Raw genomic sequence first — 4,527 nt, 5'->3', positions numbered from 1 at the left:
GGCGCAGGCCACAGGCTCAGGTGCCAACGATCCGACAGTCGCCGCCGGCTCTGGGGTGGCCACCCCAGAGCCGGCATCCCTCGCGGGACAGGGGCAATCTGACATGATTCGCTAATACAAGGTGCCGGGCGATCGCAGATCGTACGGCCTCGAAGGAGGCCTCCAGGGGCCGCCGAGATCACTGGAAGCCTCCTTCGAGGCCTCCGCTACGCTCCGGCACCTCAGGATGAGGTGTTCTGTTTGGATGACGGGACGTCCTGCGAGGAACCGATTATGGAATCCCTGACCTTCCGCCACACCACGAAAAAGCCGCTGCCGGGCTCGGTGCCGAACGCCATCACCGGCGTGGTGGCGTCGGGCAACCTGGAGATCCTGCTGGAGCGGGTGCTGCCGCCGGATGCCTGCGAGGTCGCGATCGAGACGCCGATCGCCGGATACGGTGCCGTCTGGGAGGCGGTGGTGGCGGATTTCGTCGCCCGCGCTCAGCCCGGGGGCCTGCGCATCAGCATCAATGACGGCGGCGCCCGTCCCGACACCGTATCGTTGCGCCTGCTCCAGGGCGCCCGGCTGATGGAGGCCTGACCATGGCTGGCGCACACGCCGCGAGCACCGACCCGGACGCCCTGAGCTGGTACGAGGCCACCGCCCGCCAGCGCGTGGTGGCGCTGGCCGATCCCAGGAGCTTTCAAGAGTTCCTGCCCCCGACCGAGCGGCGCATGAGCCCGCACCTGCCGCTGTTCGACCTGCCGCGGGCCTTCGACGACGGCATCGTGGTCGGCCGCGCCGCGCTCGACGGCAAGCCGGTGCTCGTCGCCGCCCAGGAGGGCCGGTTCATGGGCGGCGCCTTCGGGGAGATCCATGGGGCGAAGCTCGTCGGCCTGCTGCGCGCCGCGCTCACCCTGAAGCTGGCGGCCGTGCTGATCCTGTTCGACACCGGCGGCGTCCGGCTCCAGGAGGCCAATGCCGGCGAGACCGCCATCGCCGAGACCATGCGGGCGATCGTCGATGTCCGGGCTGCCGGCATCCCGGTCATCGGGCTGATCGGCGGCCGCGCCGGCTGCTACGGCGGCGGCGGCCTGATCGCCGGCACCTGCTCCCGGCTCGCCGTCTCGGAGGGCGGCCGGATTTCGGTCTCGGGCCCCGAAGTGATCGAGACCAACAAGGGCGCCGAGGAGTTCGATTCCCGCGACAGGGCCCTGGTCTGGCGGACCATGGGCGGCAAGCACCGGCGGCTGATCGGCGGGGCCGACGCGTTCTGCGCCGACTCCGTGTCGGCCTTCCGGCGGGCGGCGCTCGACCTGATCGGCCGGGCGCCGTCCTTCGATCTGGCGATGCTGGAGGCCGAGCAGGCCCGGCTCGAAGCCCGGATCGCCCGCTTAGGCGATTGCCGGGACGCCACCGGAATCTGGGCCCGGCTCGGCGTCAACGATCCTGAATCCGTGCCCGCCATGGACACACCCGCCTTCGACGAGACCGTGTCCCGGGTGAGGGAGGCCGACCATGACGCTCGCTGAGATTCTGGCCGGGCTGTTTCCGCAGGGCCATTCCGTCACCGTGCGCGACGGCCTCGTCACCGGCGGCGGCCCGTTCGCGGGCGAGACGATCCACGTCGTCGGGATCGACGGCGACACGCCGCTCGGGGTCGACGGGGCGCTGGTCCTGTCGCGGGCCGTGCTCGATGTCGTGCGGGCCGGCGACAAGGCGCCGATCCTGGTGGTGGTCGATTCCGACAGCCAGCGCATGAGCCGGCGCGACGAGTTGCTGGGGCTCAACGAGTGCCTGGCCCATCTCGCCAAGGCGCTGCTGCTCGCCGACCGCTCCGGCCACCCGACCATCGGGCTGATCTACGGCCATTCCGCCGCCGGCGCCTTCATCGCCACCGCGCTGGCGACCCGGATCCTGGCGGCGCTGCCCGGCGCCAACCCGAGCGTGATGGACCTGCCCTCGGTGGCGAAGGTGACCAAGCTGCCCCTCGACAAGCTCCAGGAGATGGCGAAATCGACGCCGGTCTTCGCCCCCGGGCTCGACAACATGGTGGCGGCTGGGGCAGTCCACGTCGTGCTCGATCCGGCCAAGCCGCTCGACGGCCAGATCCGCGACCTGATCGCCAACCTCCAACCCGGCGACGACCGGGATCGCCTCGGCGAGGAGCGCGGCGGGCGGCCGGTGGCGCGGGGGATCAGTGCGGCGGTGATCGCGCAGGCCGGATGTGGATAGGTGTCCGGCCACGCGATCCGAGGGGGGGGGGGGCGCCTCGCACGCCCCCGTCGCCGCTGTGGCTGGACCTCTATCGCCACTTTCGATCCGTCGACGGGTCAAAGACCCTTGTCCGCGTGCGTCAGGGCGACCGGGTCTCCGCTCTTCGGAAGGGCGTCGTTCGTCTTGGACATCGCCAAGACCACCGAGGACGAGACAAGGATTGCGCCGCCCACCACCATATTCTGGGTCAGCAACTCTCCCATGAACAAGACGCCAAGACTGATCGTTACGGCCGGCTCGATCGTCGATACGATAGAGGTATGGATTGGTCCGAGCCGTTCCAGTCCTGCGATGAATGCATAGATCGCAACGGCCGTTCCGAACACGGCCAGCGACGCGATCCCGAACCAGGATTCGGCGTTTCGCGGTAGTCTGACCTCGGCGGCAACGCAGGCCAGGAAATAGACGATGGCCGCAGTCGTCAAGATGACGCTCGCTCGCGTCAGGGCGCTGGCATGATCTTTCATACGCCCGCCAATGATGATGTACGTCGCATAACTCACGGCGGCCATCAACGAGAGAACGATGCCCTTGGGCGATCCTTGCAAATCGCCGCCCAGGATCAACGCCAAGCCCATGAGAGCGGCCGAAACGATAGCCAGATCTTTCTTGCTGAACGCTTCGAATTTCATCGTCCAGGAGGTGATCGCGACGAAGATCGGATAAGTATACAACAGCAAGGCCACGGTCCCGGAGGACGCTTCAGAGAGCGCGGTAAAATAGAACCATGCCATGGCAGCGTAGAATACGCCCATCACGACGCACAAGAACAAGGCTTTGTTGCGTGGCCACGCCGCACGGGTTAGACATGCCGATATGGAGATGATGCCGGCCGCGATTGAAAATCGAAGGCCCAGGACTGTTCTGGTATCGATACCCTCATTGTATGTCAGGTGAACCGACAGGGCCATCGACCCGAAACCGAACGCCGAAAGAGCGACGAAAGCAAGACCCGTTATTTTTCGGTTTGGCACTTTGGGCTCTCTATCGTCGCGTCTTAATGCTTACGCGGCAAGAATATTTTCTATCATCGAAGCCCAGTCAACGGATCGGCAAGATCGACGACGGACATCGACGGGTCGCTCATGGTGCCGGATGCTATCTGACACGATCTTGTGGCCTACTGAGATCGATCAACAGTCCGACCATTGTTATCTCGTACAAGTGGTTGTGGCACAAAAAGCGTTGTCTGTCCGAGATGCCTCATGGCGAGCGTGGCTCGGAAGCGGCCATCAGGCGCGGCGGCCATCCCGCGCGGCCGGCGGGTCCAAGCGTTTCATCGGTGCGTGCGAACGGTGGGGTTCCGCGTTCCGACGTCCCCATGACGGAGCGCGGCTGAGCTGGCCGCGCGACGCCGACGACCGTCAGGGATTCGGGTTTGATCGGCCGCCGATGGTACGCGTCTCTCGCGCTTGCACGGCGCGCGAAATCCTTGTCGGAGAGGCAAGCATGGGAATGACCTGTCCCACATGGCGGGACGACAGCACGTCGGGCGCCTTCACCCGGCAGGATCTGGTCCGCGCGGATCCCGGCGCCTGGGCGTCCTGGTTTCGCACTCGTGACGACCTTGCCGACGTCCCGCATCTCGCCGGTTGGGCCGCGGCGGGCCATCCGCTGATCGTCCGCCGCCGGGTCCCGGGGGAGGGTGCCGACACGGTGCCGCTGGGGCTGCCCCTGCCGCCAGCCGACGGCAAGCGTCGGATCGGCGTGGCCCTGCCGACCGAACACCTGACTCGGATGGCCGGGCCGAGCCTCGCCGAGGCCGCATCCCACGCCCCCGCCGCTTGGCAGGCGGTGATCGCCACCCTGATCGGCCTCGGCGACAGCTTCGGCCTGAAACCCCGACCGTTCGGCGGCCTGTTGTGGGAGGCGGTGACCGGGCTCACCTACCTGACCGCATCGTCCGACCTCGACCTGCTCTGGCCCTGCAAAGATCCGGTGCCCACCGGCCTGCTCGACGGACTCGCTTCCATCGCGGAAACCGCCCCGATGCGCCTCGACGGCGAGATCCTGCTGCCGGACGGGACCGGCCTGCACTGGCGCGAATTGCGCGACGCGCCAGACGGCGGCACCGTGCTGGCCAAGGGCCTGGACGCGCTCGCGATGTGGCCGGTCGCCCCTCTGCGCACCCGGGAGACCGCATGAGTGTCGCGATCCTGCTCTCGGGCCAGGGCGGCCAGCATCCGGGGATGTTCGACCTCACCGCCGACCATCCCGCCGCGCAGGCAGTCTTCGCCGCCGCGGCGCCGCTCCTGGGCGGCGCCGACC

The 4,527-nt window shown here is 67.8% G+C and carries 5 protein-coding genes and 1 pseudogene; 5 read left to right on the top strand and 1 reads right to left on the bottom strand.

The genetic code is table 11. From position 1 onward, the window contains the following. Positions 1–273: 273 nt before the first annotated feature. Genes mdcC through mdcE form a run of 3 tightly spaced genes read left to right on the top strand, consistent with a single transcriptional unit; the run spans position 274 to position 2,217 of the window. The gene (gene mdcC / locus FV228_RS21150; protein ID WP_007568076.1) at positions 274–582 is read left to right on the top strand and encodes a malonate decarboxylase acyl carrier protein; all 309 of its coding nucleotides are present in this window, start codon (positions 274–276) and stop codon (positions 580–582) included. Between the two features lie 2 nt (positions 583–584). After that, positions 585–1,514, top strand: coding sequence for a biotin-independent malonate decarboxylase subunit beta (locus FV228_RS21145; protein ID WP_147856412.1), 930 nt, complete (start codon positions 585–587; stop codon positions 1,512–1,514). Next, a complete protein-coding gene (gene mdcE, locus FV228_RS21140) occupies positions 1,501–2,217 on the top strand; it encodes a biotin-independent malonate decarboxylase subunit gamma (protein WP_147856411.1) in 717 nt (238 codons plus the stop codon). The genes FV228_RS21145 and mdcE overlap by 14 nt, the downstream gene beginning before the upstream one ends. Before the next feature lie 98 nt (positions 2,218–2,315). Here the strand turns inward: mdcE and FV228_RS21135 are convergent, their stop codons facing one another. After that, positions 2,316–3,233, bottom strand: coding sequence for a DMT family transporter (locus FV228_RS21135; protein WP_187277847.1), 918 nt, complete (start codon positions 3,231–3,233; stop codon positions 2,316–2,318). 481 nt (positions 3,234–3,714) lie between these two features. Here FV228_RS21135 and mdcG point away from each other — a divergent pair, with 481 nt between their 5' ends. Together mdcG and FV228_RS34315 are read left to right on the top strand one after the other, a co-directional pair. Continuing rightward, positions 3,715–4,404 carry a malonate decarboxylase holo-[acyl-carrier-protein] synthase gene (gene mdcG, locus FV228_RS21130; protein WP_147856409.1) on the top strand — a complete coding sequence of 230 codons (690 nt, stop codon included), beginning with the start codon at positions 3,715–3,717 and terminating at the stop codon, positions 4,402–4,404. Further along, positions 4,401–4,527 (top strand): annotated as a pseudogene (locus tag FV228_RS34315) (acyl transferase); the annotation flags it as partial. The gene mdcG and the pseudogene FV228_RS34315, both read left to right, overlap by 4 nt.

This window comes from Methylobacterium sp. WL18, assembly GCF_008040015.1.
GTDB lineage: Bacteria > Pseudomonadota > Alphaproteobacteria > Rhizobiales > Beijerinckiaceae > Methylobacterium > Methylobacterium mesophilicum.
This window is presented reverse-complemented; position numbering and strand designations above follow the sequence as displayed.